General features: G+C 54.2%; 1 rRNA gene. It reads left to right on the top strand.

The features are described 5' to 3' along the window. A 23S ribosomal RNA gene (locus tag ABD301_RS42150) occupies positions 1-553 on the top strand; the annotation flags it as partial.

Genomic DNA, 553 nt, shown 5'->3' with positions numbered 1-553 from the left:
GCACACGGTGGATGCCTTGGCACCAGGAGCCGATGAAGGACGTTGGAGGGTGCGATAAGCCTCGGGGAGTTCCCAACCTAGCTTTGATCCGAGGATGTCCGAATGGGGAAACCCGGCTGGAGTTATGTTCAGTCACCCACATCTGAACACATAGGGTGTGTGGAGGGAACGCGGGGAAGTGAAACATCTCAGTACCCGTAGGAAGAGAAAACAAAAGTGATTCCGTGAGTAGTGGCGAGCGAAAGCGGATGAGGCTAAACCTGATACGTGTGATAGCCGGCGGGCGTTGCGTGTTGGGGGTTGTGGGACCATTCTGATCGTTCTGCCGGACGGTCGGGGAGTAAGAAAATCTTTCGTTAGTCGAAGGCTCTGGAAAGGGCTGGCGTAGTGGGTGATACCCCCGTAGACGAAAACGATTGATCTCCCGAGTGGGATCCCAAGTAACAGCGAGCTCGTGAAATTTGCTGTGAATCTGGCAGGACCACCTGTCAAGCCTAAATACTCCCTGGTGACCGATAGCGGACAAGTACCGTGAGGGAAAGGTGAAAAGTAC

This window comes from Fodinicola feengrottensis (genome assembly GCF_039530045.1).
Taxonomy (GTDB): domain Bacteria; phylum Actinomycetota; class Actinomycetes; order Mycobacteriales; family HKI-0501; genus Fodinicola; species Fodinicola feengrottensis.
This window is presented reverse-complemented; position numbering and strand designations above follow the sequence as displayed.